Source organism: Achromobacter pulmonis, assembly GCF_002885955.2.
GTDB lineage: Bacteria > Pseudomonadota > Gammaproteobacteria > Burkholderiales > Burkholderiaceae_B > Achromobacter > Achromobacter pulmonis_A.
Map to the genome: position 1 here is coordinate 99968 of NZ_POQS01000005.1, position 25044 is coordinate 125011.

A 25044-nucleotide genomic window follows, 5' to 3' on the forward strand; every position below is an offset into this window, starting at 1 on the left:
TGAGGCGTTTGGGCTTGCGGGTGTAAGATTTTCAGCACGTAGTAGCTGTCCGCCGACGGGATGCGCGATAGCCGCCTACAGGCTTCCCGTCCAACGCCAGGCGCCGCCCCTTGCGCGCGGCGCCGGCGCTTGTCGTTCGCGCCTTCGCTGCCGGCATTCTGCCGGCGCATCTTTCGGAGGAACGACCCATGCTGACCGAGATCGTCACGCGTGCGCTGTCCCAATTGACCGGAACCCCCCTGAGCGTCGACGGAATCAAAGGGCAGTTTCAGTACGCCTATGCCAGCGATGACGGCCAATTCGTGGCCATACTGACCCACGACATGACCACCTACGTGGTGGACTTGAACACGCAACGATATTTTGCCGAGTGCGGCGGTTCGCCCAGGGGGTTTGCCGGGCACGTACTCGAGATGGAAGGCACCGCGGCGCGCAGCCACCCCTGGCCCGCGGCCAACGACCTGTTCGACCTGGACATGGACGCCGACGAGCTGTCGTGGCGCAAGTGCCCGGGCCTGCGGCGCACGCCGCCGGCCGACCGATCAGTGGAGAGCCGCGCCGCCTGAGAGTGGCCAGAAGCGGCAACAAAGTTCATTGAACCGGCGCTTGCGCCGGTTTTTTTGTCGCCGGCGTGCGCAGTATGGGGGCATCTCCTATCGGTGCGGCCGGCTCGCTAAAATTAGCGCCATGACTACGCCCGCCCCAACCCGCGCGCCCGAAGGCGCCATCCTGGTCGATTGCACGCACGAGCGCCATGCCGACCAGATCCTCGCCATTTTCAACGAGGCCATCGCCACCTCCACCGCGCTGTACGACTACAAGCCGCGGCCGCGCGAGGCGATGGCGGGCTGGTTCCAGGCCAAGCGGCAGGGCGGCTTTCCGGTGGTGGGCTACGAAAACGCCGAAGGCGAGTTGATGGCGTTCGCCAGCTACGGCACGTTCCGCGCCTGGCCGGCCTACAAGTATTCGGTCGAGCATTCCGTGTACGTCGACAACCGCTTTCGCGGCCGCGGCCTGGGCATTGCGCTGATGCGCGAACTCATCGAACGCGCGCGCGCCCAGCAGGTGCACGTGCTGGTCGGCGGCATCGACGCGGCCAACCAGGGCAGCATCGCGCTGCACGAGAAGCTCGGCTTCACGCACGCAGGCACCATCCGCGAGGCCGGCTTCAAGTTCGGCCGCTGGCTGGACCTGGCGTTTTATCAGCTGGTGCTGGAGACGCCGGAACAGCCGGTGGATGGGTGATCCGGTGCTTGAGGTGGGAAATGGGCCGATGGGTTACGCGCGTTGTATGTCGAGGTTCTTGTTCAAGGGGGTCTCGCGCTGCACCCATCCTACGCTCATGGATCGGATCGTAGGATGGGTGTAGCGCGAGACATCCGCGATAAGAAACAGATCGCCGAACGCGCGTAACCCATCGGCCGGCATTCATTATTTCGACAGCACCCGCATGGCCTGTTCCAGNTCATGGATCGGATCGTAGGATGGGTGTAGCGCGAGACATCCGCGATAAGAAACAGATCGCCGAACGCGCGTAACCCATCGGCCGGCATTCATTATTTCGACAGCACCCGCATGGCCTGTTCCAGGCCGGCGACGGTGACCGGGTACATGCGGTCCTGCATGATGTCGCGCAACAGCGCGATGGACTGGCGGTACTGCCAGGACGCGGTGGGCTCGGGATTGAGCCAGACCGATTTGGGCCAGGCTTCCAGCAGGCGGCGCAGCCATTCGGCGCCGGGTTCCTTGTTGTAGTGCTCGACCGAGCCGCCCGGCTGCAGGATTTCGTACGGGCTCATGGTGGCGTCGCCGACGATGATCAGGCGCCAGTCGGGGTTGTACTTGCGCAGCACGTCCCAGGTGTCGAAGCGTTCGCTCTGGCGCCGGCGGTTGCTTTGCCACAGGCTTTCGTACGGGCAGTTGTGGAAGTAATAGACCTCGAGGTGGCGGAACTCGCTGCGGGCCGCCGAGAACAGTTCCTCGACGCGCGCGATGTGGTCGTCCATGCTGCCGCCCACGTCCAGCAGCATCAGCACCTTGACCGTGTTGTGGCGCTCCGGGACCATGCGCAGGTCCAGGTGGCCGGCGTTGCGCGCGGTGCTGGCGATGGTGTCGTCCAGGTCCAGCTCCATGTCGGCGCCCTGGCGCGCGAAGCGCCGCAGGCGGCGCAGCGCGACCTTGAAGTTGCGCGTGCCCAGCTCGACCTGGTCGTCGTAGTCCTTGAACTGGCGCATGTCCCAGACCTTGACCGCGGTGCGGTTGCCGGCCGACGCGCCGCCCACGCGGATGCCTTCCGGGTGGTAGCCGCCGTTGCCGAAGGGCGAGGTGCCGCCGGTGCCGATCCACTTGCTGCCGCCGGCATGGCGTTCCTTCTGCTCTTCCATGCGCTCCTTGAAAAGCTCCATCAGCTTGTCCCAGCCGTGCTTTTCGATGGCGGCCTTTTCTTCCGGCGTCAGGCTTTTCTCGAACTGCTTGATGAGCCAGTCCAGCGGGATTTCCTTGCCCGCCGGCAGGGCGGCCGCGATGCCGCGGTAGTAGGCGCCGAAAGCCTGGTCGTAGCGGTCGTAGAGCGCTTCGTCCTTGACCAGCGCGGCGCGCGCCAGGAAGTAGAAATCGTCCAGCGTCGGCGCCATGAGGTTGTGGCGCAGGGCGTCCACCAGGGTCAGGTATTCCTTGACCGAGACGGGCAGCTTGTGCGCCCTGAGGTGGTAGAAGAAGTCGATCAGCATGTGCGAACCGCCACGGATGGTGCGCCGGATCAGCGGCGCTGGCCGCCGCGCGTCATGGCCGCCAGGCGCTCCAGCAGATGCACGTCCTGCTCGTTCTTGAGCAGGGCGCCGGCCATCAGCGGCACCGCCGTGGCGGTGTGCGCGTCGATCTCGGCGGCGCTGGCGCCTTCGGCCAGCAGCAGGCGCAGCCAGTCCAGCAGTTCGGAGGTGGAGGGCTTTTTCTTCAGGCCCGGCGCCTCGCGCAGCGCGAAGAAGGTGTCCAGCGCCGCGCGCAGCACGTCCTGCTTGAGGTCGGGATAGTGCACGGCGACGATGTCGCGCATCGTCTCGCGGTCGGGGAAGCGGATGTAGTGGAAGAAGCAGCGCCGCAGGAACGCGTCGGGCAGGTCCTTCTCGTTGTTGGAGGTGATGATGACCAGCGGGCGGTGCCGCGCCGAGATGGTCTCGCGCGTTTCGTAGACATGGAATTCCATGCGGTCCAGCTCGCGCAGCAGGTCGTTGGGGAATTCGATGTCGGCCTTGTCGATCTCGTCGATGAGCAGCACCGCCGGCTCCGGCGACTGGAAGGCCTGCCACAGCGTGCCCTGTACGATGTAGTTGCGGATGTCGCGGACTTTCTCGTCGCCCAGCTGCGAGTCGCGCAGGCGCGAGACGGCGTCGTATTCGTACAGGCCCTGGTGCGCCTTGGTGGTGGACTTGATGTGCCATTGCAGCAGCGGCCGGCCCAGCGCGCGGGCGACCTCGTCGGCAAGCATGGTCTTGCCGGTGCCGGGTTCACCCTTGATGAGGAGCGGGCGCTGCAGGATCAGCGCGGCGTTGACGGCGAGTTTCAGGTCATCGGTGGCGACATAACTGTCGGTCCCGTCGAAGCGGTCAGGCGTGGCGGAAGTGGCGGGCTGAGCTGCGGACATGGTTCGATGGCATCCGGGTTTTGATGATGGTCAATACCATATTAAGGTATTAATCCTGAGCAAGTATCGTACAATCAGGCGGTTTTGCTTTGGGTTCGACCCGCAACATGTTTGCCGAGGGCCTTTCTTGCATGCAGGCCCTAGTCCTTAGCCATACGAAGAAGAGCCACTCCAATGAAGTTGCGAACCTCTCTGAAGTACAAGCTATCCCTGTTGGCCGCAGCGGCATCCTGTGCGATCGCCGGCCAGGCCGTCGCGGCGGAAGCCGCCGCCGTGGTCGGTAATGTACAGAACGCCCGCGACAAGGTCTCGATGTGCATCGGTTGCCACGGAATCGAAGGCTACAAGGCGACGTTTCCCGAGCTCTACCACGTTCCGATGATTGCCGGCCAGAACGCCAAATACATCGAAACCGCCCTCAACGAGTATAAGAAAGGCGCGCGCAGCCATCCCACGATGGACGCCATCGCCGGCAGCCTGTCGGACCAGGACATCGCCGACCTGGCCGCGTATTACTCGAATCTCAAATAAGGGGCACACATGAATCGCACCATGCTTGCCCTCGCGGGCGCGACCCTGGCCGTGGCGGGCGCCGCGGCCCAGGCCCAGGACCTGGCGGCCGGCAAGGCCGTGTTCGACAAATTCAATTGCGCGTCCTGCCACGGCGCCGACGCCAAGACGGCCGTGGACCCGGCGTACCCGACCCTGGCCGGGCAGCACGCGGACTACCTGGCCCATGCCCTGAAGGCCTACAAGCGCGGCGCCTCCGGCAGCGCGGCCACGGCCAACGTGCGCAAGAACCCGATCATGGGCGCCTTCGCCACGCAGCTGTCCGACCAGGACATCACCAACGTCGCGGCCTGGCTGTCCACGCTGCCCAGCGACCTGGGCGTGCGTAAATAACGGCCCAAAGCAAAGGTCCGAAAAAAGGCGGCACCCAGAAAAAACCCCGGCACGATGACCGGGGTTTTTTTCAGCGTCCCGCGCGCTGGCGGATCAGGTCGATGTAGGTGTCGCTGTCCAGCGGCGTGCCCAGCCGCTGGGCTTCCCAGACCACCTGGCCCAGGCATTCCATGATCTCGTGCGCCGCCTGGTGCGCGTCGCTGCGCGCCACCAGCTGCTGGTAGGCGTTGCGGATGCCCGGCGGATGGTCGATGGACAGCTGCTCGGCGATGGCCAGGTGCATGGACAGGTGCAGAAACGGGTTGGTGCGCCCCTTCTCCACGGAGTATTCCGCGGTCATGGCGTCGGGGCTTTCCAGGTCGCCGTGGTATTCCGGATGTTCGATGATCCAGTCCAGCGCGATGGCCTCGAGCGGGGTCAGCACCTCGGCCGCGCGGTGCTTGCGCCAGGTTTCGATGAAGAATTCGCGGACTTGGTCGCGGGAGGGATTGAACATCTGGAAGGGACGGAAAGCGGGCTGAGGATGCATTATTTTACCGCCCGGCGCGGCCCGCCGGGCCGGCCGGCCCCGTTGCGATATAGAATGGGTTGCTATCCGCCATCCGGTGTGCGGTTCCCCAGGACGGGTTTCCCCGGGAGCCGGACGCTTCCCGATGCCGGCGCGTGCAGAAAAATCACCCGGAGCAAATGGAGCATTCATGTCCTACCAACATATCAAGGTTCCCGCCGGCGGCCAGAAGATCACGGTCAACGCCGATTTCTCGCTGAATGTGCCCGAACAGCCCATCGTTCCCTACATCGAGGGCGATGGCACGGGCGCCGATATCACCCCCGTGATGATCAAGGTCGTCGACGCGGCGGTGCAGAAGGCCTATGGCGGCAAGCGCAAGATCCACTGGATGGAAGTCTATGCCGGCGAAAAGGCCACCAAGGTCTACGGCCCGGACGTGTGGCTGCCCGATGAAACCCTGGATGTCGTCAAAGACTATGTGGTGTCCATCAAGGGCCCGCTGACCACCCCGGTCGGCGGCGGCATCCGCTCGCTCAACGTGGCGCTGCGCCAACAGCTGGACCTGTATGTCTGCCTGCGCCCGGTGCGCTATTTCAAGGGCGTGCCCTCGCCGGTGCGCGAGCCCGAAAAGACCGACATGGTGATCTTCCGCGAGAACTCCGAAGACATCTACGCCGGCATCGAATACATGGCCGAAGGCGAGCAGGCCAAGGAACTGATCCAGTTCCTGCAGACCAAGCTCGGCGTGAAGAAGATCCGTTTCCCGAACACCTCGTCCATCGGCATCAAGCCGGTCTCGCGCGAAGGCACCGAGCGCCTGGTGCGCAAGGCCCTGCAGTACGCCATCGACAACGACCGCAGCTCGGTCACGCTGGTGCACAAGGGCAATATCATGAAGTTCACCGAGGGCGGGTTCCGCGACTGGGGCTATGCCCTGGCGCAGAAGGAATTCGGCGCGCAGCTCATCGACGGCGGCCCGTGGTGCAAGTTCAAGAACCCCAAGACGGGCCGCGAAATCACCGTCAAGGATTCGATCGCCGACGCCTTCCTGCAGCAGATCCTGCTGCGTCCGGCCGAATACGACGTGATCGCCACGCTCAACCTCAACGGCGACTACATCTCCGACGCGCTGGCCGCGCAGGTGGGCGGCATCGGCATCGCCCCGGGCGCCAACCTGTCCGATTCGGTGGCCATGTTCGAAGCCACCCACGGCACCGCGCCGAAGTACGCGGGCAAGGACTACGTGAACCCCGGTTCCGAAATCCTGTCGGCCGAAATGATGCTGCGCCACATGGGCTGGACCGAAGCCGCCGACCTGATCATCTCCAGCATGGAGAAATCCATCCTGTCCAAGAAGGTCACGTATGACTTCGCCCGCCTGCTCGAAGGCGCGACCCAGGTGTCGTGCTCGGGCTTCGGTCAGGTCATGATCGAAAACATGTAACCCTCGATAGGCCACTTGCGAGCAAGTCCTGGACGAAATCCGCCCGCCGTCATGGCGGGCGGTTTTGTCTGCATGCTCGGCAGGGCGCAGATGTTCCGCTACGTTTTTCCAGGTTGATTGTTGTGCCCCGACTGTACGTTTCCTTGGCCACCTGGCTGGTGTTGCTGATTCCCGCGCTGGCGTTGACCAGTCCCGTGGGCGGGCCGGCCATTATTTATCTCACCGGCCTGATCGCGCTGGCGGCGCTCGCCGCCAATGCGATCAAGCGCTATGAACCGATGGATTTCCAGGCCCTGTGGCCGATCGCCCTGGCGCTGCTGCTGCCGCTGGCCTGTATGTTCATCACCTCCGCTGTGCGGGGCGTGTGGAGCGGCTCCGAACTCGAGAAACTGCTGCGCTTCGCGCTGGCGGTGCCGGTCCTGTGGCTGTTGCTGAGAGCGCCCCAGCAATGGCTCAGGCAGATCCAGTGGAGCCTGCTCATCGGCGCGCTCGCCGGCTCGATCATGCTGATCGTCACCATGACCTGGTGGGAGCGCGCCACCGTGGCGGAGATCGGCGGGCGCTATAACGCCGTGGCCTTCGCCAACCTGACGCTGCTGTTCGGCATGATGTCGCTGCTGTCCATAGGCTGGGGCGCGACCACGCGCTGGCCGCGCGCCGAAGCCGCCGTCAAGGTGCTGGTGGCCGTGCTGAGCGTGTGGGGCACCTGGGTGTCCGAGACGCGCAGCAGCTGGATGCTGCTGCCCATCCTGGCCGTGGTGTTCCTGCTGGGCCTGCGCGGCTGGCGGCGGCGCCACAAGGTGTACTGCGCGCTGGGGCTGGCCGTGGCGCTGGCGGTCTCCGCGGTCGGCATCTGGAACTTCAGCAGCCGCATGCACGAGATCCAGAGCGACCTGCATGGTTTCACCACGTCGAGCAACCGCGACACCTCGTTCGGCATCCGCCTGCAGTTGTGGGAAGCCTCGCTGCTGATGTTCGAGAAAAGCCCGGTGGTGGGGCTGGGGCCGAACCAGTTCCGCAGCGAACTGCTGGCGCTGGAGAAGCAGGGCGTGGTGACGCGCGAGGTCGTCGACGGCTTCGGCGAGCCGCATAACGACATGCTCGCGGCCCTGGCGGGCTACGGGCTGCTGGGCCTGGCGAGCATCCTCACCCTCTACCTGCTGCCGGCGGCGGTGTTCCTGCGCAGGATGGCCAGCGACGACCGCGTGATACGCGTTGGCGCCCAGATGGGCCTGTTGTTCTGCCTGGGCTATTGCGCCTACAGCCTGACCGAAATGATGTTCCGCAACATGCGCAGCGTGCCTACCTATGCGCTGATCATGGTGGCGCTGATCGCGCTGACCACGCCGCGTCCGGCCGCGCCGCGCCAGCCCTGAGCCGGGCCCCGGTTCAGGCCGTCTGCAGCCGGCCGGGGCTTGCGTGCAGCGCGCCCATCGCCCGTTGCAGGCGTGCGCCCAGTTCGCGGCTGGCGCTGGTCATGGGCAGGCGCAATTCGTCGGCGATCAGCCCCTGCATGGCGAGCGCGCGCTTGATCGGCGCCGGATTCGGTTCGGCGTACAGCAGCCGGATCAGGCCGCGCAGCGGCTCGAACAGTTCGCGCGCGGCCTCGGCATCGCCGTCGCGGGCCAGCTGTGCGATTGCGACGTAGCGCTCGGGATACAGATGCGCGGCGGCCGGGATGGCGCCGCGGCCGCCGGCCAGGAAGTGGTCCAGCAGCGCGGGTTCCGTGCCGCACAGCGCCGGCAACGCGCCGCGCGCATTCAGCGCCGCCAGCACCGATGGATTGCATTCCTTGACCGCGCTGAAGCCGGGCAGGGACGCCAGCGCCTCCATGGTCTCCACCGTCATCGCGACGCCGGCGCGCTTGGGGATGTTGTACAGGATGATGGGCTGCCGCGTGGCCCACGCGATCTGCCGGTAATGCCACAGGATGCCGGCCTGGGACGGACCCAGGTAGTAGGGCGGCGGCACCAGATAGCCGGCGGGCCGGTACTTGTCCAGGCGGCGGATCGCGGCGGCCACCCCGCGCGTGTCCACGCCGCCCGCGCCGAACACCAGCGGCAGCGCGTGGGGGTCGCTGGAGATCGCCTCGATCATCTCGATCTTCTCCGGCAGGCTCAACAGGCTGCCTTCGCCCGTGGAGCCGAACAGCACCAGGCCCGCCATGCCGGCGTTACGGTAGTAGCGCGCCAGCGCCTGCGCGGCGTCCAGGTCCACGCGGCCGGCGCGCATCGGCGTGACCATGGGCAGCCAGATGCCCTCGAAGGCGGTCTTGGTCGGCATGTCCATGGCTCAACGCGCCGTGTACGCGGGGGCGGCGAGCACCGGGCCGAATTCCGCGCGCGGCAATCCGGACATGACCGCATGCATCAGCGCGTCCAGCTGGCCGCGGCCGCATTGCAGCTGCAGCGCGCAGCGCGCGCCGGCGCCATCGACCGACAGCACATAGACGCCAATGCGCTCGCCCAGCGCGCGGTGCAGGGCCAGGCGCAGATTGAGGGCGTCGAGCGTGTCTATCGTGACGGTCAGCGCGACCCGGTCGTTGCGCGGGGCGGGCAGGGGGCGGCGGCGCGGTTGCAGTCTGGGGATCATGGCGGGGGCGGGATGGACGCGCCGCTGGCGGCGCTTCGGTATCCGGTTGGTTGATGACGGTTTCACTATAGGAAGCGCGCCATAAAAGCTGCCGATAAATGCGAACGGGACGCGTAAAAAACGCGTCAATGCCCGCGGCGGATCAGAACGTCTTGGTCACGGACAGCAGGCCCGCGGCGCGGCCCATGTCGCGCCCGCGCGTGTTGGTGTAGACGGCGCGGTCGGCGTCGGTGTCCAGATAGGCCAGCGACACCGACAGGCCCTGGCCGAAGTCTTTCGTCAGCCCCAGCTTCCAGTCGGTGTACGAGCCGTCGTCCACGTTGCGCACCAGTTGGCGGCCGACGTGGGCATTGAGCGTCAGGCCCCAGATGCCGGTATCGATATTGCCGGACAGGTCGAAGTACTGGCTGTACTTGCTGTCGGCGAATCCGAACAGGTTGGTCATGGCGATGGAGTACTTGAACGTGAGCGGGCCATAGCCGATGCCGGCGTACAGCTCGGTGGTATCGGGGCTGGTGTAGTGCGACGGGTAATCGCCGGGGTAGTAGTACTGCAGGACGCCCAGGTCGACGGGCACGTCCTGCGCCAGATTGGCTTTGTAGCCTCCGTAGAAATCCATTTCCACGGGCGCGGAGACGCGGCTGTCCGCGTCGTTGAGCCAGCTGATGCTGGAGTTCCAGTTGCCGAGGTAGAAGCCGCTGGCGTGGACCACATCGAATCCGCCCTGGATGGCGGGCTTGTTGTTGGACTGCATCAGACCGCGATAACGGTACTGGCTGGCCAGCGTGACGTTCGCGGTCAGCGTAAAAGCGGGCGCGGCGGGCGGCGCTTCGGCGGCGCACGCATGGCCGGCGTGCGCGGCGGCAAGGGTCAGCAGCGCGGCCGCGGCGTGTGAGTGGCGGGGCATCGGAATCTCCTGTTGTTGGATGGGACCGCAACAATAGGATCAACCGCATAAAGGCCGAGACAACACTTGCCGGCCGCGCGTAAACGCGGCGTCAACGCCAGGCGCGCGTTTCAGCCCGCGAAGCGGTAGCCGACGCCGATCTCGGTCAGCAGATAGACGGGCTGGGCGGGATCGGCCTCCAGCTTCTGGCGCAGGTGGCCCATGTAGATCCGCAGGTAGTGGTTGCTTTCGACGTGCGAAGGCCCCCATACCTCGCGCAGCAGTTCGCGGTGCGTCATGACCTTGCCGCGATGCGCCAGCAGCGCCGCCAGCAGCCGGTACTCCATCGCGGTCAGGTGCACGTGGCGCCCGCCGCGCTCGACCACGCGGCGGGCGAAATCCACGCGCACGTCGCCGAACGCGATCTCCGCCGCATTGCCCGCGCCGCCGCGGGCGTGGCGCCGCAGCAGCACGCGCAGGCGCGCCAGCAGTTCGCTGACGCCGAACGGTTTGGTCAGGTAGTCGTCCGCGCCGGCATCCAGCGCGGCGACCTTGTCGGCCTCGGCGCTGCGCGCCGACAGCACCAGCACCGGCACCTCGGTCCAGCCGCGCAGTTCGCGGATCAGGGTCATGCCGTCCTCGTCCGGCAGGCCCAGATCCAGCACCACCGCGTCGGGCTGGCGGGTGCCGGCCTCGATCAGGCCGCGCCTGACGGTGTCGGCCTCATGCACGACGCAGCCCTCGGTTTCCAGGGCCTGGCGCACGAAGCGCCGGATATGGGCGTCATCCTCGATGAGCAGGAGGGTCGGCTGGTAATCGAACATGCGGGGCGGCGCTCAGGCGGTTTCGGGTTGGATCGGGGGCGGCGTGCCCAGCGGGAGCGTGAAGACGAACTGCGCGCCGGCCTGCTGGCCCGGCGCGTGCTCGACCCAGATTCTGCCACGGTGGGCGGCGACGATGGCCTCGCAGACGGCCAGGCCCAGGCCCACGCCGGGCGTGGCGGACTCGCGTTCGCCGCGCGTGAATTTCTCGAAGATGCGGCGTTCGGCGCCCGGCGGCACGCCGGGGCCGTTGTCGCAGACGGCCACGCGCAGCTCGCCGTCGCCGGCCGCCGCCGACAGGCGCAGCGTGCTGCCGGGCGGCGTGTACTTGGCCGCGTTCTCCAGCAGGTTGCACAGCACCCGCTCGATCAGCACGCCGTCGCATTCCACCAGCGGCAGCTGCGACAGGCTGTCGACGACGACCCGGTGCGCGGCCAGCGGCTCGCGCATGGCGGCCAGCGCCGCGCCCACCAGTTCCTCGATGGACTGCCATTCCAGCCGCAGCGGCGTGTCGCGGTTCTGCAGCCGCGCCATGTCCAGCAGGTTGGCGACCAGCGCGTGCATGCGCTGGGCCTGGTCGCGCATGGCGCGGATGGTGTCGTGCACGTCGGGCGGCAGCGCCGCCTGCTGGCGCATCAGCGTGTCTGTCATGCCGACCAGGCTGGTCAGCGGGGTGCGCAGGTCGTGCGACACCGCGGCCAGCAGCGAGTTGCGCAGCTTCTCGGATTCCATGCTGACCAGCGCCTGCTGCGCGACCTCCACGTAATGCAGGCGTTCGAGAGCGATGGCGATCAGGGTGGCGTAGGCTTCGATCTGGCGGCGCGAATCGGGGTCGGAAAACAGGCTGCGCCGCGCCGCCGCCAGCGCCAGGCCGCCGCGGATGCGCATGNTCGGATTCCATGCTGACCAGCGCCTGCTGCGCGACCTCCACGTAATGCAGGCGTTCGAGAGCGATGGCGATCAGGGTGGCGTAGGCTTCGATCTGGCGGCGCGAATCGGGGTCGGAAAACAGGCTGCGCCGCGCCGCCGCCAGCGCCAGCACGCCGCGGATGCGCATGGGCGCTTTCAGCGGCAGGTACAGCAGCGCGCCGTGCGCCAGCGTGGCGGTGCCCGCGCCGGCCGGCTGGCCGTGGTCGTAGACCCATAGGGCCACGGCGGATTCCGGCGGCGGCATGTCGGGCTCGGGCGGCGAGGCCAGTTGCAGGCGCTCGTCCATGCCCAGGATGTACAGCGCGCAGCGCGAGCCGAAGGTGGCGTGCACGAACGCGCCGGCCAGCGCGACGATCTGTTCGGGCAGCAGCGCCGACGAGAGTTCGCGCGCGAATTCGTAAAGGCTGCGGGCGTCGGCTTCGCGCTTGACCGAGGCCTGCGCCTGCAGGCGCAGCCCGGCCGTCAGCTGCCCGATCAGCAGGCCCACCGACAGCAGCACGCCGAAGGTCAGCAGGTACTGCACGTCCGACACGGCGAAGGACGCCAGCGGCTGCACGAAAAAGAAATCGAACAGCCCCACGCTGACCACCGAGGCCAGCGCCGCCGGCCCGCGGCCGTGGCGCAGCGCCACGGCCACCACCGCCAGCAGGAACAGCATGACGATGTTGGTCTGGTGCAGGGTGGGAAAGGCCAAGGCAGACAGCGCGGTGGCGCCGGCGCAATAGCACAGCGCCCAGGCGTAGCCGGCCAGCGGGCGCGCGCCGCGCTCGTCGCCGCGCCCCTTCGGCGCCGGCGCGTCGCGCACCGAGGCGGCGCTGGCGGGCAGGGGCGGAGCGCCCAGGCGGATCACATCGATCTCGGGGCAGCCGGCCGCCAGCATGTCGGCGAAGCTGTGGCGGCGCCAGAGCCAGCCCGGCGCGAGGGCGCTGGTCAGCGCGGCCGACAGCGACAGGCGCAGGCGCTGCAGGCCGGCGGCGCGGGTGCGGCCGATGACGGCCTTGGTGATGTTGTGGCGGCGCACGTAGCGCACCACCGCGTCGACCATGTCGTCGCCGGCCAGCGTTTCGCTGCGCGCGCCCAGCGAATCCGCCAGGGCCAGGCTGCGCTGCATGCGTTCGCGTTCGGCCTGCGGCGGCGGGGCCGCGCGCGGCGTGTCGATGGTGACCACGTGCAGGTCGCAGTCCAGCTGCCGGCTCAGCTGGTGGGCGCTGCGGATCACGTACTCGGCGTCGATGTCCGGGCCGATGCAGGCGACCACGGCCTCGCGCGTGCGCCATACGGATTCGATGGCGCGGTCGCGCCGGTAGGCCTGGACGTCGTCGTCCACGTGGTCGGCCGTGCGGCGCAGCGCCAGCTCGCGCAGCGCGATCAGGTTGCCCTTGCGGAAGAAGTTGCGGGTGGCGTGGCGCGCCTGCTCGGGCACGTAGACCTTGCCTTCTTTCAGGCGGCGCAGCAGCTCGTCGGCCGACAGGTCGACCAGGATCACTTCGTCGGCCGAATCGAAGACCGCGTCCGGCACGGTCTCCCAGACCCGCACCCCGGTGATGCTGCCGACCGCCATGTTCTGGCTGTCCAGGTGCTGCACGTTCAGCGTGGTCCAGACGTCGATGCCGGCCGTCAGCAGTTCTTCGATGTCCTGCCAGCGCTTGGCGTGGCGCGAGCCGGGCGCGTTCGAATGCGCCAGCTCGTCCACCAGCACCAGGTCCGGGCGCCGCGCCAGCGCGCCGTCCAGGTCGAATTCCTTCAGCAGGTGGCCGCGGTACGGCGCCTCCTTGAGCGGGAGGACGGGCAGGCCTTCGAGCAGCGCCGCGGTTTCGCGCCGGCCGTGGGTTTCGACCACGCCGGCCAGCACGTGCGCGCCCTGCGCGGCCTGGGCGCGGGCCGCCACCAGCATGGCGTAGGTCTTGCCCACGCCGGCCGAAGACCCGAAGTAGATGCGCAGCCGGCCGCGCGCCGCCTGGCGCGCGGCATCGTCCAGCGTCTTCAAGAGCGCGTCGGGGTCCGGACGCGCGCCGGCGGTATCAGCCATGAAAATAGTGTGGGGTGACGGCTGGCAATACTATACGCCGCGCCATCAGCGCGCCGGCGCCAGCCGGTCCAGCGCCAGGTTCAGCGTCAGCACATTGACCGCGGGCTCGCCCAGCACGCCCAGCCAGGGCTTTTCGGTATGCGCCTGGATCAGCGCGTCGACCTGCGCGCGCGGCAGATGGCGCGCGCGCGCCACGCGCGCGGCCTGGTAGGCCGCCGCGGCCGGGCTGATGTGCGGGTCCAGTCCGCTGCCGGACGCGGTGACCAGGTCCACCGGCACGGGCACGGGGTTGTCGGGATCGGCCGCCTTCAAGGCGGCGATGCGCGCCTGGATGGCCTCGGCCAGCGCCGGATTGCGCGGCCCCAGGTTCGAGCCGCCGGAGTTGGCGCCGTTGTATGGCGCGGGCCCGGTGGCCGACGGCCGGCCCCAGAAGTCGCCGGGCGCGCTGAACGATTGGCCGATCAGTTCGGAGCCGACGACGCGGCCGTCCTGCTCGATGAGCGAGCCGGCCGCTTCGCGCGGAAACACGGCGGCGGCGATGCCGGTGGTCAGGAACGGATAGGCCAGACCAGTCACCAGCGACAGTGCGGCGAAGACGACCAGCGCCGGGCGCAGGATGCCGGCTTGGCGCGGCAGGGTAGCGGAGGATTTCATGATTGGTTCCTTGGAATAAGCCCGGGCCTAGGCCCAGCCCAGCGCGGCCAGCACCATGTCGATCAGCTTGATGCCAGCGAACGGCACCAGCAGTCCGCCCAGGCCGTAGATCAGCAGGTTGCGGCGCAGCAGCGTCGCCGCGCCCAGCGGGCGGTAGCGCACGCCTTTGAGCGCCAGCGGAATCAGCGCCACGATGATCAGCGCATTGAAGATCACGGCCGACAGGATGGCCGAGGCCGGCGTGGCCAGGCCCATCACGTTCAGCACCTGCAGCTGCGGATACACGGCGGCGAAGGCGGCGGGAATGATGGCGAAGTACTTGGCCACGTCGTTGGCCACGCTGAAGGTGGTGAGCGCGCCGCGGGTCATCAGCATCTGCTTGCCGATCTCCACGATCTCGATCAGCTTGGTGGGGTTGGAGTCCAGGTCCACCATGTTGCCGGCCTCCTTGGCCGCCTGGGTGCCCGAATTCATCGCCACCGCCACGTCGGCCTGCGCCAGCGCGGGTGCGTCGTTGGTGCCGTCGCCCGTCATCGCCACCAGCCGGCCTTCGGCCTGGTAGGTGCGGATCAGCTTGAGCTTGGCCTCGGGCGTGGCCTCGGCCAGGAAGTCGTCGACGCCGGCCTCGGCGGCGATGGAAGCCGCCGTGAGCTTGTTGTCGCCGGTGATCATGACGGTCTTGATCCCCATGCGGCGCAGCGCCGCGAAGCGTGACTGGATGCCGGGCTTGACGATGTCCTTCAGTTCGACCACGCCGAGCGCGCGGCTGCCGTCGCTGACCATCAGCGGCGTGCTGCCGCGGCGCGCGACGTCCTCGGCCAGCTGGCGCGCCTGCGCCGGCACCGCCGAGTCCTGCGCCGCCAGCCAGGACTGGACCGCGTCGACCGCGCCCTTGCGGATGCTGCGGCCGCCGGCGTCCACGCCGCTCATGCGCGACTGGGCGCTGAAGGGCACGAACTGCGCGTTCGGCATGGGCGCGGCCGGCGCGCGCAGGAGCTTGTCGGCCAGGGCCACGATGCTGCGGCCCTCGGGCGTTTCGTCGGCCAGCGAGGCCAGGCGCGCGGCGTCGGCCAGTTCGCGTTCGGACACGCCGGGCGCGGGCAGAAAGGCCGAGGCCTGGCGGTTGCCGAAGGTGATGGTGCCGGTCTTGTCCAGCAGCAGCACGTCCACGTCTCCGGCGGCCTCGACCGCGCGGCCCGAGGTGGCGATGACGTTGGCGCCCATCATGCGGCTCATGCCGGCCACGCCGATGGCCGACAGCAGCCCGCCGATGGTGGTGGGGATCAGGCAGACCAGCAGCGCCACCAGCACGGTCACGGTGACCGCGGCGCCCGCGCCGGCGGCGTCGACAGCGTAGATCGAGAACGGCAGCAGGGTCGCCACCACCAGCAGGAACACCACCGTCAGGCCGACCAGCAGGATGGTGAGCGCCAGTTCGTTGGGCGTCTTCTGGCGCTTGGCGCCTTCGACCATGCCTATCATGCGGTCCAGGAAGCTCTCGCCCGGGTCGGCCTCGATGCGCACGAAGATCCAGTCAGACAGCACCCGCGTGCCGCCGGTGACCGAGGAGAAGTCGCCGCCGGACTCGCGGATCACCGGCGCGGATTCGCCGGTGATGGCGCTTTCGTCCACCGAGGCGACGCCGGCCAGCACCTGGCCGTCGCCGGGTATGGTCTCGCCGGCTTCGACCAGCACCACGTCGCCGCGGCGCAGCAGGCCGGACGGCTGGCTGACCGCCAGGCCGCGCCATTCGGCCGGCTGCGCGTGGCGCGCGTCGGCCTCGCGCCAGCCCTTGAGCAGGCGGGCGTTCACGGTGGTGCGCAGGCCGCGCAAGGCGGCGGCCTGCTGCTTGCCGCGGCCTTCGGCCAGGGCCTCGGCGAAATTGGCGAACAGCACGGTGAACCACAGCCACGCGGCGATCGCCAGGATGAAGCCGGCGGGCGCGTCGGCCATGCCGCGCAGGGCCATGACCCACAGCACGGTCGTCAGGATGCTGCCCGCGTAGACCACGAACATCACGGGGTTCTTCAACTGCGCCGCCGGCGATAGCTTGCGCAGGCTTTCCAGCAGGGCGGGGGCGACCAGCGCGCCCGACCACAGTCCGAAGCCGCGTTCCGGCGGGGCGGCGGCAGGGACGTGGGCGGCGCCGCCCGCGGCGCCGAAGGCGGAGGTTTCAATCTTGGCCATTTTCATATTCCAGTTATGCGGCGCTACCGCATCAAGTGTTCGGCGACCGGCCCCAAGGCCAGCGCGGGCACGTAGGTCAGCGCGCCCACCATCAGCACCGCGCCGATCAGCAGGGTCACGAACAGCGGACCGGTCGTGGGCATGCTGGCCGGACCGGCGGGCAGGCGGCGCTTGGCGGCCAGCGAGCCGGCCAGCGCCAGCACCGCGACGATGATGGCGAAGCGGCCGAACCACATGGCCGCGCCGAGCAGGACGTTGTAGAAGGGCGTGTTGGCCGACAGGCCGGCGAAGGCGCTGCCGTTGTTGTTCGCCGCCGAGCTGAGGGCATAGAGGATTTCCGAAAAACCGTGGATGCCCGGGTTCAGCACGCCGGCCTGGCCGGCGGCGACGGACACGGCCAGCGCCGTGCCGCCCAGCACCAGCAGCGGCGTGGCCAGGATGACGATGGACACCATCTTCATGTCGTGGGCCTCGATCTTCTTGCCCAGGTATTCGGGACTGCGGCCTATCATCAGCCCGGCGATGAACACGGCCAGGATGGCGCAGGCCAGCATGCCGTACAGGCCCGAACCCACGCCGCCGAAGACCACCTCGCCCAGCTGCATCAGCAGCATCGGCGTGAGCCCGCCCATCGCGGTGAACGAATCGTGCATGCCGTTGACCGCGCCGCAGGAGGCCGCCGTGGTGACGGTGGCGAACAGCGAGGTCGCGGCGATGCCGAAGCGGGTTTCCTTGCCTTCCATGTTGCCGCCGGACACCGAGGCGCCGGCCTGCGCGGCCATGGGATTGGGCTGCTGCTCGAAGTAGCCGGCCGACAGCGCGAACGCGCCGAACAGCAGCGTCATGGCCGCCAGGATCGCGATGCCCTGGCGCCGGCTGCCCACCATCTCGCCGAACGAGAAGCACAGCGCCGCCGGGATCGCCAGAATGGCCAGCATCTCCAGGAAGTTCGCCAGCGCCGTGGGGTTTTCGTACGGATGCGAGGAGTTGGCGTTGAAGAAGCCGCCGCCGTTGGTGCCCAGCAGTTTGATCGATTCCTGCGAGGCCACCGGGCCCATGGCAAGCGTCTGGGTCTGGCCGGCCAGGGTCTGGACTTCCTGGTAGGGGCTGAAGTTCTGGATCACGCCCTGGCTGACCAGCGCCAGCGCCAGCACCAGCGACAGCGGCAGCAGCACGTACAGCGTGCAACGCACCATGTCGGCCCAGAAATTGCCCACCGTAGTGGAGCAATGGCGCGCCAGGCCGCGCACCAAAGCGAACAGCACGGCGATGCCGGTCGCGGCCGAGACGAAGTTCTGCACCGTCAGCGCCAGCATCTGGGTCAGGTAGCTCATGGTGGACTCGCCGCCGTAGCCCTGCCAGTTGGTGTTGGTGACGAAGCTGATGGCGGTGTTCAGCGCCGAGTCCGGCGCCACCGCGCCCAGGCCGGCGGGGTTCAGGGGCAGCACGCCCTGCAGGCGCTGCAGGGCGTAGACCGCCGCGATTCCCACGATATTGAAGGCCAGCACGGCCAGGGCGTAGCGCTGCCAGCCCATTTCGGCCTGGGGGTCTATGCCGGCCAGCCGGTAAATGCCGCGTTCCAGCGGGCGGCCCCAGGCCGTCAGCCGGGACTGCGGGTTTTCCATGGCCGCGCGGATATACCGCCCCAGAAACGGCGCGACGGCCAGCAGGACCGCCAGGTAGGCGGCGAGCAATCCGATGAATTCGGCGGACATCAGAATTTCTCCGGTTTGAACAGCGCCACCAGCAGGTAGACGAACAACAGGGCGGCGGTCACGCCGCTCAGCCAATAAAGCGCGTTCATGCCCGTGCTCCCGAAGACAGGGCCAGGCAGAAGCGCAGCAGGGCGTAGGTCAGCCCCGCCAGCACGGCGAAAATGGCGATATAGAAGGCATCCACGTTTTTCTCCCGAAAGCGGACGGCCCGCGCGCCGGCAGGCGCGGCCAGGGCCGATCAGGACACCGGCAGGTTACGCAGCGGGGGGTAAAAACGGGGTATAGGTTTGGCGGGGCGGGATAAATGAAACGTAAAAACGAAAAATCCCAATATTTAGGATGTTTCGATCGAAATGCACTTATATGGTGCAGCGAATATGTAAATGAATGCTCCTTCTTAGGGCATTCCCCTAGTGTGACAATCCCGCTACTGGTGCAGAATCTCATCCCATGCAGGTGAGGAGACAAAGCCCTGCATGGGCAAATACCGGCGGCACCGGTACATAAAAAAAGTAAGCAGTACCCAGAAAAAAAGCAAAACGCACAACGGCTGGCACCTGGTAGTGCCAGCCGTTGTCGCATAAAAAGCCGGCATTGCTTCCGCAGGGGGCTTTTCAAGCGCCGCGTTTTCGCGACATTCAGGCGGAGCCCCGCTCACCCTAGTTATGCCGGAATCGCGTCATTCACACCCTGATCCCGCACCGACTCCCTATTGGCGCCGCAACCTGCGGCTGATTCTGCTGCTGCTCGCCATCTGGGCGGCGCTGACCTTCGTTCCCTCGTATTTCGCCCGCAGCCTGAGCTTCGGCTTCCTGGACTGGCCCTTCGCGTTCTGGATGGCCGCCTACGGCGCGCCGCTGGCCTATCTGGTCATCATCGCCGTCTACGCCCGGACCATGAATCGCGCCGATGAACGCGCCGACGAGGCCGGGGAGGAGCGCTGATGCCGTTTTTCAGCGGCGACACGCCCCAGCAGTTCCGCCTGCGCCTGCGGCGCATCTACGTGCTGTACACCGCCGGCTTCGCGCTGATGATCCTGCTGATGGCGCTGGCCGAGATCCTGGGCATGCCGCGCAACTGGATCGGCTACGTGTTCCTGCTGGTGACGGTCAGCCTGTACGCTGGCATCGGCATCGTCTGCCGCACCTCCGACCAGGTGGAGTACTACGTGGCCGGGCGCCGCGTGCCCGCCATCTACAACGGCATGGCCACCGCGGCCGACTGGATGTCGGTGGCTTCCTTCATCGGCGTGGCCGGTACGCTGTACCTGACCGGCTACGGCGGGCTGGCCTACATCATGGGGTGGACCGGCGGCTACGTGCTGGTGGCGATGTTGCTGGCGCCCTATCTGAGGCGCTTCGGCCAGTACACGATTCCCGACTTCATGGGCGCGCGCTACGGCGGCAACATGCCGCGCATGGCCGGCGTGGCCTGCGCGATCCTGTGTTCCTTCACCTATCTGGTGGCGCAGATCTACGGCGTGGGCATCATCACCACGCGCATGACCGGCATATCGTTCGAGCTGGGCATTTTCGTGGCGCTGGGCGGGATGCTGGTGTGCTCCTTCCTGGGCGGCATGCGCGCGGTGACCTGGACGCAGGTGGGCCAGTACATCATCCTGGTCATCGCCTACCTGGTGCCGGTGATATGGCTGTCGGTCAAGCACACCCACATGCCGGTGCCGCAGCTGTCGGCCGGCGCGGTGCTGCAGCAGGTCACCGAGAAAGAGGTGTACCTGCAGAACGACCCCTCGGAGATCGAAGTGCGGCGCCTGTGGCAGCAGCATGCCGACGACATGGCGCGGCGCGTGGCGGCCCTGCCGGAATCCTGGACCCTGGAAAAGGACAAGCTGCGCAGCCGGCTGGCCCAGCTGAACGCGAGCGAGGCGCCGATGGTCGAGATCCGTTCGGCCGAGCGCGAACTGGCCAGCTACCCGGCCAGCGTGGAAGAGGCGCGCACGGTGTGGTCGCAGGCGCGCGCCACGTTCGAGGCGCGCGCCGCGCCGCCCACCCCGCATGCCGAGCCTTTTCCGGCCAAGGACGCCGAAGAGCGGCGCAATATGCGCGTGAATTTCCTGGCGCTGGTGCTGTGCCTGATGCTGGGCACCGCCGGCATGCCGCATATCCTGATGCGCTCGTACACCACGCCCTCCATCATCGAGGCGCGCCGTTCGGTGTGCTGGTCGCTGCTGTTCATCCTGCTGCTGTATTTCATGGCGCCGGCGCTGGCGCTGCTGGTGAAGTACGAGGTCTATACCCAGGTGGTGGGCTCCAGCTTCCTCAGCCTGCCCAACTGGGTGCACGCCTGGAGCGCGGTCGACAGCAACCTGCTGGACGTCACCGACCTCAACCGCGACGGTATCGTGCAGCTGAGCGAGATCAGCATGGGGGCGGACGTGGTGGTGCTGGCCATGCCGGAGATCGGGGGGCTGCCCTATGTGATCTCGGGCCTGGTGGCGGCGGGCGGGCTGGCCGCCGCGCTGTCCACGGCCGACGGGCTGCTGCTGACCCTGTCCAACTCGCTGTCGCACGACATGTGGTATCGGATGGTGTCGCCGCGCATGTCGGCCGCGCGCCGGGTGATGGTGTCCAAGATCCTGCTGCTGCTGGTGGCGTTCGGCGCGGCCTGGGTGGCGGCGCGCAAGCCGGCGGACATCCTCTTCATGGTGTCGGCGGCGTTCTCGTTCGCCGCCTCCTCGTTCTTCCCGGCCCTGGTGATGGGCGTGTTCTGGCGGCGCGCCAACAAATGGGGGGCGACGTTCGGCATGGCGGCGGGGCTGGCGGCGACTTTCGCCTATATGACGCACACGCATCCGTGGCTGCGCGAATGGGTGCTGGGCGTGTCGCGCACGCAGCCGGTGGACCTGTGGTGGGGCATTCAGCCGATCGCCGCCGGCGTCTTCGGCGCGCCGGTGGCGTTCCTGACGATCATCGTGGTGTCCCTGCTGACGCCGGCGCCGGACAGGGCCACGCTGGCGCTGGTGGACTACCTGCGCAGCCCGGGCGCGGCCCGGCCGCAGAGCGAGAATCCCTAGCAGGCGCCGGGGTCGGGATTGCGCGGGTCGGCGCAGGCCGCCCACGCCCGTTGCGGCATGGCGGGCAGCAGCGCGTAGATCTGGCCCGGCGCCCACAGCCAGTGCACCAGGCCGGGCGACTGCCGGATTGCATCCCAGATGCGCCGGCCCTGGGCGGATGACAGCGTGAAGCGGCCGTCGCCGCCGCTGGTGCCGCTGGCGAGCACGGCGGCGGGATCGCTGGCGGCCGCGTACAGGCTGGCGTCGTCCGTGTCGCGCGTCTGCACGATGGACCAGGCGTAGCCATACGAATCCAGTGCGGGCGGCGTCCAGTCGGGGCCCGGCACGATGAGCGCGGGATTGGCGGTTTCCATGGCCCGGTACGGCAGGGCGCCGTCCTGCCGCAGATAGCGCCGGGCGGGCCGGCCCTGCTCGTCGTATACCACCACTTCCTGCGGCTGGTCGCGGCCTTCCGGATAAAGCAGGGTGCGCAGCAGACGGCCCGCCGCGTCGTGCACATAGCGGGCCTGGGGCCGCGGAGCACCGTTGCACGAGCCCTTGCCCAGTTCGGCCAGCCAGCCGTGCTCGTCGTAGCGCAGGCAGTGGCGTTCGGACTGGCTGCGGCTGCCGTCCCAGGCGCGCCAGCGCTGTTCGTAGCCGCTCAGGCGGCTGGTTTCGTCGTAGTAATAGCGGATTTCCTGGTCGGGCGCAGGCAGGCTGGCGGCGGGCGAGGCGAGCGCTTCTTCCACGGTGCGCGGGCTGTACAGGGCGATGCCGCACAGATGCCTGGCGCCGTCGGCGCCGCGTTCGTAGCGCAGCAGCGTGGTCGCGATGCGCGCGCCGGGTTCGGCGGCATAGACCGACCAGTCCACCCGTTCGGCCCAGATGTAGGGGACGGCGCGCGCGCCGGTTTCCACGCCCGCCGGGGGCTGCCAGGTCTCGATCCGCGAGCCGTCCAGGCCGAGCAGTGTATTGGTTTCGTCGAGCCGGACGTCGGCCGCCAGCGTCTCTTTATGGCCGGACGCGGCCAGCGGCGTGCACAGGGCATGGGCCAGCCCCGGGGCCAGCAGCAGCCCCGTCAAGGCGGCCAGGGCGGTTCGGTCAGAGCGCGGCATTGTGCAGATGGACGATGAGGCCCCAGAGTTCGCTGCTGACGCCGCCCAGGCGCAGCGTCCCGTCGCGCGATTCCATCAGCAGGAAGGGATAGGCCTTGCGTTCCAGCGTGCCGGCCGGCGGCAGCCGGTAAGGGGTGAAATTCTCGGGCGATTTCAGGTAAGTGTTGGCCATGTCGCCCGCGTCCACGTGCATGTACCAGACCGTCAGCTCGGGGCCTTTCAGGGCGGGGTCGGTTTCGGGATAGACGCCGCCCTGGCCGGCGGGGATGGCGTTTTGCAGCACGCCCATGAAGACCCGGCGCGGGCCGTAGCGGGCAACGTACGTGCCGTCGTCGCCGCGCTGCGTGAAAGTGCCCCGGATGAACGCCGCCGCGCGCGACCCCGGCACCACGGTGCGTGCGAACAGCGCGTCCAGCTGCGCGTCGCTGAGCGGCCGGCGGGCGGCCGACAGCCGCTCGATGTCCTGCGTGAAAGCCTGGAACCAGGCCCGGTAGCGCTTCAATTCAGCCGCCCGGTTGAACTCCTGCGCCAGAGCCGCGCGCGAAAGCAGGCCGCCCAGCCAGCCCAGGCAGAATCCGGCCGCCAGCAGCCGGCGCCGGGCCGTGTGCGCGGAGGCGTTCAATGCGCGACGGATTTGGAGAACACGTTCATCACCACCACGCCGGCGATGATGAGCCCGATGCCGATCAGGGCCGGCGCGTCCAGGTGCTGCTTGAACAGCACCGCGCCGGCGATGGAGATCAGCACGATGCCCACGCCGGACCAGATGGCGTAGGCGATGCCCACCGGGATCACGCGCAGCGTGAGCGACAGGAAATAGAACGAGATCAGGTAGCCGACCACGGTGACGATGGAGGGCGTCAGCCGGGTCAGTCCGTCGGACGCCTTGAGCGCGCTGGTCGCGAAGATTTCCGCGATGATGGCCACGGCCAGGTACAGCCACTTCATTTGCGGGCTCCTTCGGATTGGCGCAGCAGCACCAGCAGCGCGCCGGCGCCGCCTTCGCGTTCGGGCGCTTCGGAAAACGCCATGACTTCGGCCTTCTGCACCAGCCAGGTGCGCGCCTTGTCCTTGAGCACCGGCTCCAGCCCCTGCGAGCCGTAGCCCTTGCCGTGCACCACGCGCACGCAGCGGATGCCGTGTTCCAGGCATTCGTCCAGGAACGAGAGCAGGGCGTGGCGGGCCTGTTCCACGCGCAGGCCGTGCAGGTCCAGTTCGGCGCCCGCGCGCCATTGGCCGCGGCGCAGGTTGCGCGCGGTGTCGGGGGCGGCGTCGCCGCGCACGAAGGCGGTGCCGCCTTCGGACAGCAGGTGAGTGATTTCGCCGCCGTCGGAGACCCCGGCGTCGGCGCGCGCGGGCGCCTCGCCCAGCGCGTTGGCGCGGCGCAATGCCGGGGCGGGCTGCGCCGGCGGCTTGTGCGCCACGCGCGCGGATTGCGACGGCTTGAGCGGCGTGACCGACTTGAGCGTGCGCCGGAACGCGGCCAGGTCGTCCTCGGGCGCGGCTTCGGCCTTGGCCGGCGCCGCGCGCGGCGGGGCCAGGGCGGCGCGCTCGCGTTCTTCCTGGAGGTCTTTCTTCAGGCGCTTGAGGTCGGCCAGGCCGACCTTACTGCCCCGCATTCTCCAGCCACCGCTGTGCGTCCAGGGCCGCCATGCAGCCGGTGCCGGCGCTGGTGATGGCCTGGCGGTAGACGTGGTCCTGCACGTCGCCGGCGGCGAACACGCCCGGCACCGAGGTCATCGTGGCCATGCCGGACAGGCCGCTCTTGGTGACGATGTAGCCGTCCTTCATTTCGAGCTGGCCCTGGAAGATCTCGGTATTGGGCTGGTGGCCGATGGCGATGAACGCGCCGGTGGCCGCCATGTCCTCGGTGGCGCCGGTCTCGACGTGGCGCACGCGCACGCCGGTGACGCCGCCGTCGTCGCCCAGCACTTCTTCCAGCGTATGGAACAGCTTCAGTTCCATATTGCCGTTCTCGACCTTGCTCATGAGCTTGTCGACCAGGATGGGCTCGGCGCGGAACTTGTCGCGGCGGTGGATCAGGGTGACCTTGCGGCAGATGTTGGACAGGTACAGCGCCTCTTCGACGGCGGTGTTGCCGCCGCCCACCACGACCACGTCCTGGTTGCGGTAGAAGAAGCCGTCGCAGGTGGCGCAGCCCGACACGCCGCGGCCCATGAAGGCCTGCTCGGAAGGCAGGCCCAGGTACTTGGCCGACGCGCCGGTGGCGATGATGAGGGCGTCGCAGGTGTAGACCTTGCCGGTATCGCCGGTCAGGGTGAAGGGACGCTTGGAGAGATCGACCTTGGCGATGTGGTCGAACAGCATCTCGGTGTTGAAGCGCTCGGCGTGCTTCTGGAAGCGCTGCATCAGGTCCGGACCCTGCACGCCGTCGGCGTCCGCCGGCCAGTTGTCCACATCCGTGGTGGTCATGAGCTGGCCGCCTTGGGCCAGGCCTGTAACAAGTACCGGGTTCAGGTTGGCGCGTGCCGCATAGACGGCCGCCGTGTAACCGGCGGGGCCGGAACCGAGTATCAAAACTTTAGCGTGCGTGGCAGTGGACATGGGCGGGATCTTTAGCAGGTATCTTTAGGTTGACGCCCA

At 68.1% G+C, this 25044-nt stretch carries 24 protein-coding genes and 2 pseudogenes; 8 read left to right on the forward strand and 18 right to left on the reverse strand.

Annotated features, from left to right (window positions below):
* The first annotated feature begins 188 nt into the window (after positions 1-188).
* Positions 189-566, forward strand: coding sequence for a hypothetical protein (locus C1I89_RS19325; RefSeq protein WP_102774206.1), 378 nt, complete (start codon positions 189-191; stop codon positions 564-566).
* Positions 567-687: 121 nt separating this feature from the next.
* Complete coding sequence (locus tag C1I89_RS19330) at positions 688-1245, forward strand: GNAT family N-acetyltransferase (protein WP_102774207.1); 558 nt, start codon at positions 688-690, stop codon at positions 1243-1245.
* A gap of 311 nt (positions 1246-1556) precedes the next feature.
* Here C1I89_RS19330 and C1I89_RS19335 read toward each other — a convergent pair whose 3' ends face one another.
* Both C1I89_RS19335 and C1I89_RS19340 read right to left on the reverse strand, forming a co-directional pair.
* Entirely contained in the window at positions 1557-2729 is a 1173-nt protein-coding gene (locus C1I89_RS19335) for a vWA domain-containing protein (RefSeq protein ID WP_102774208.1), read from the reverse strand.
* A gap of 29 nt (positions 2730-2758) precedes the next feature.
* Positions 2759-3640 carry an AAA family ATPase gene (locus C1I89_RS19340; protein ID WP_102774209.1) on the reverse strand — a complete coding sequence of 294 codons (882 nt, stop codon included), beginning with the start codon at positions 3638-3640 and terminating at the stop codon, positions 2759-2761.
* A gap of 174 nt (positions 3641-3814) precedes the next feature.
* Here C1I89_RS19340 and C1I89_RS19345 point away from each other — a divergent pair, with 174 nt between their 5' ends.
* Together C1I89_RS19345 and C1I89_RS19350 are read left to right on the forward strand one after the other, a co-directional pair.
* Entirely contained in the window at positions 3815-4171 is a 357-nt protein-coding gene (locus C1I89_RS19345) for a c-type cytochrome (protein ID WP_102774210.1), read from the forward strand.
* A gap of 9 nt (positions 4172-4180) precedes the next feature.
* A complete protein-coding gene (locus C1I89_RS19350) occupies positions 4181-4543 on the forward strand; it encodes a c-type cytochrome (protein WP_102774211.1) in 363 nt (120 codons plus the stop codon).
* 70 nt (positions 4544-4613) lie between these two features.
* On the opposite strand, the gene C1I89_RS19355 is transcribed toward C1I89_RS19350, so the two are convergent.
* On the reverse strand, positions 4614-5039 hold the full coding sequence (locus C1I89_RS19355) for a DUF1841 family protein (RefSeq protein WP_102774212.1): 426 nt from the start codon (positions 5037-5039) through the stop codon (positions 4614-4616).
* Positions 5040-5241: 202 nt separating this feature from the next.
* Here C1I89_RS19355 and icd point away from each other — a divergent pair, with 202 nt between their 5' ends.
* Positions 5242-6498: an NADP-dependent isocitrate dehydrogenase gene (gene icd / locus C1I89_RS19360; RefSeq protein ID WP_102774213.1), complete on the forward strand. Its 1257-nt coding sequence runs from the start codon at positions 5242-5244 to the stop codon at positions 6496-6498.
* A gap of 122 nt (positions 6499-6620) precedes the next feature.
* Positions 6621-7874 carry an O-antigen ligase family protein gene (locus C1I89_RS19365; protein ID WP_102774214.1) on the forward strand — a complete coding sequence of 418 codons (1254 nt, stop codon included), beginning with the start codon at positions 6621-6623 and terminating at the stop codon, positions 7872-7874.
* Between the two features lie 13 nt (positions 7875-7887).
* On the opposite strand, the gene C1I89_RS19370 is transcribed toward C1I89_RS19365, so the two are convergent.
* The 10 genes and pseudogenes from C1I89_RS19370 to kdpF form a co-directional block, all read right to left on the reverse strand.
* On the reverse strand, positions 7888-8787 hold the full coding sequence (locus tag C1I89_RS19370; protein WP_102774215.1) for a 4-hydroxy-tetrahydrodipicolinate synthase family protein: 900 nt from the start codon (positions 8785-8787) through the stop codon (positions 7888-7890).
* 3 nt (positions 8788-8790) lie between these two features.
* Positions 8791-9090 carry a hypothetical protein gene (locus C1I89_RS19375; protein WP_102774216.1) on the reverse strand — a complete coding sequence of 100 codons (300 nt, stop codon included), beginning with the start codon at positions 9088-9090 and terminating at the stop codon, positions 8791-8793.
* A gap of 142 nt (positions 9091-9232) precedes the next feature.
* Complete coding sequence (locus C1I89_RS19380; RefSeq protein WP_102774217.1) at positions 9233-9997, reverse strand: TorF family putative porin; 765 nt, start codon at positions 9995-9997, stop codon at positions 9233-9235.
* Between the two features lie 110 nt (positions 9998-10107).
* Positions 10108-10800 (reverse strand): two-component system response regulator KdpE, encoded by a 693-nt coding sequence (gene kdpE, locus C1I89_RS19385; protein ID WP_102774218.1) that lies wholly within the window; start codon positions 10798-10800, stop codon positions 10108-10110.
* A 12-nt stretch (positions 10801-10812) separates the two neighbouring features.
* Positions 10813-11685: pseudogene (locus tag C1I89_RS19390) on the reverse strand (ATP-binding protein); the annotation flags it as partial.
* A 34-nt stretch (positions 11686-11719) separates the two neighbouring features.
* A pseudogene (locus C1I89_RS19395) lies at positions 11720-13756 on the reverse strand (DUF4118 domain-containing protein); the annotation flags it as partial.
* 45 nt (positions 13757-13801) lie between these two features.
* Complete coding sequence (gene kdpC, locus C1I89_RS19400) at positions 13802-14410, reverse strand: potassium-transporting ATPase subunit KdpC (protein WP_102774219.1); 609 nt, start codon at positions 14408-14410, stop codon at positions 13802-13804.
* Positions 14411-14437: 27 nt separating this feature from the next.
* Positions 14438-16597 (reverse strand): potassium-transporting ATPase subunit KdpB, encoded by a 2160-nt coding sequence (gene kdpB, locus C1I89_RS19405; RefSeq protein ID WP_102774220.1) that lies wholly within the window; start codon positions 16595-16597, stop codon positions 14438-14440.
* 23 nt (positions 16598-16620) lie between these two features.
* Positions 16621-18312 carry a potassium-transporting ATPase subunit KdpA gene (kdpA, locus tag C1I89_RS19410; protein ID WP_102774221.1) on the reverse strand — a complete coding sequence of 564 codons (1692 nt, stop codon included), beginning with the start codon at positions 18310-18312 and terminating at the stop codon, positions 16621-16623.
* Entirely contained in the window at positions 18312-18401 is a 90-nt protein-coding gene (gene kdpF / locus C1I89_RS19415) for a K(+)-transporting ATPase subunit F (protein WP_102774222.1), read from the reverse strand. Before kdpF ends, kdpA begins: the two co-directional genes overlap by 1 nt.
* 576 nt (positions 18402-18977) lie before the next feature.
* Between kdpF and C1I89_RS19420 the strand changes: the two genes are divergently transcribed.
* Complete coding sequence (locus C1I89_RS19420; protein ID WP_102774223.1) at positions 18978-19256, forward strand: DUF4212 domain-containing protein; 279 nt, start codon at positions 18978-18980, stop codon at positions 19254-19256.
* On the forward strand, positions 19256-21346 hold the full coding sequence (locus C1I89_RS19425) for a sodium:solute symporter family protein (protein WP_102774224.1): 2091 nt from the start codon (positions 19256-19258) through the stop codon (positions 21344-21346). Before C1I89_RS19420 ends, C1I89_RS19425 begins: the two co-directional genes overlap by 1 nt.
* Here C1I89_RS19425 and C1I89_RS19430 read toward each other — a convergent pair.
* Genes C1I89_RS19430 through trxB form a run of 5 tightly spaced genes read right to left on the reverse strand, consistent with a single transcriptional unit; the run spans position 21343 to position 25005 of the window.
* On the reverse strand, positions 21343-22440 hold the full coding sequence (locus C1I89_RS19430; RefSeq protein WP_102774225.1) for a hypothetical protein: 1098 nt from the start codon (positions 22438-22440) through the stop codon (positions 21343-21345). The genes C1I89_RS19425 and C1I89_RS19430 overlap by 4 nt on opposite strands.
* Positions 22427-23062: a hypothetical protein gene (locus tag C1I89_RS19435; RefSeq protein WP_247747636.1), complete on the reverse strand. Its 636-nt coding sequence runs from the start codon at positions 23060-23062 to the stop codon at positions 22427-22429. The genes C1I89_RS19430 and C1I89_RS19435 overlap by 14 nt, the downstream gene beginning before the upstream one ends.
* Positions 23059-23388 (reverse strand): DMT family transporter, encoded by a 330-nt coding sequence (locus C1I89_RS19440; RefSeq protein WP_102774226.1) that lies wholly within the window; start codon positions 23386-23388, stop codon positions 23059-23061. Before C1I89_RS19440 ends, C1I89_RS19435 begins: the two co-directional genes overlap by 4 nt.
* Positions 23385-24059: a Smr/MutS family protein gene (locus C1I89_RS19445; RefSeq protein WP_102774227.1), complete on the reverse strand. Its 675-nt coding sequence runs from the start codon at positions 24057-24059 to the stop codon at positions 23385-23387. Before C1I89_RS19445 ends, C1I89_RS19440 begins: the two co-directional genes overlap by 4 nt.
* On the reverse strand, positions 24046-25005 hold the full coding sequence (gene trxB / locus C1I89_RS19450) for a thioredoxin-disulfide reductase (protein ID WP_102774228.1): 960 nt from the start codon (positions 25003-25005) through the stop codon (positions 24046-24048). The genes C1I89_RS19445 and trxB overlap by 14 nt, the downstream gene beginning before the upstream one ends.
* Positions 25006-25044: the final 39 nt, after the last annotated feature.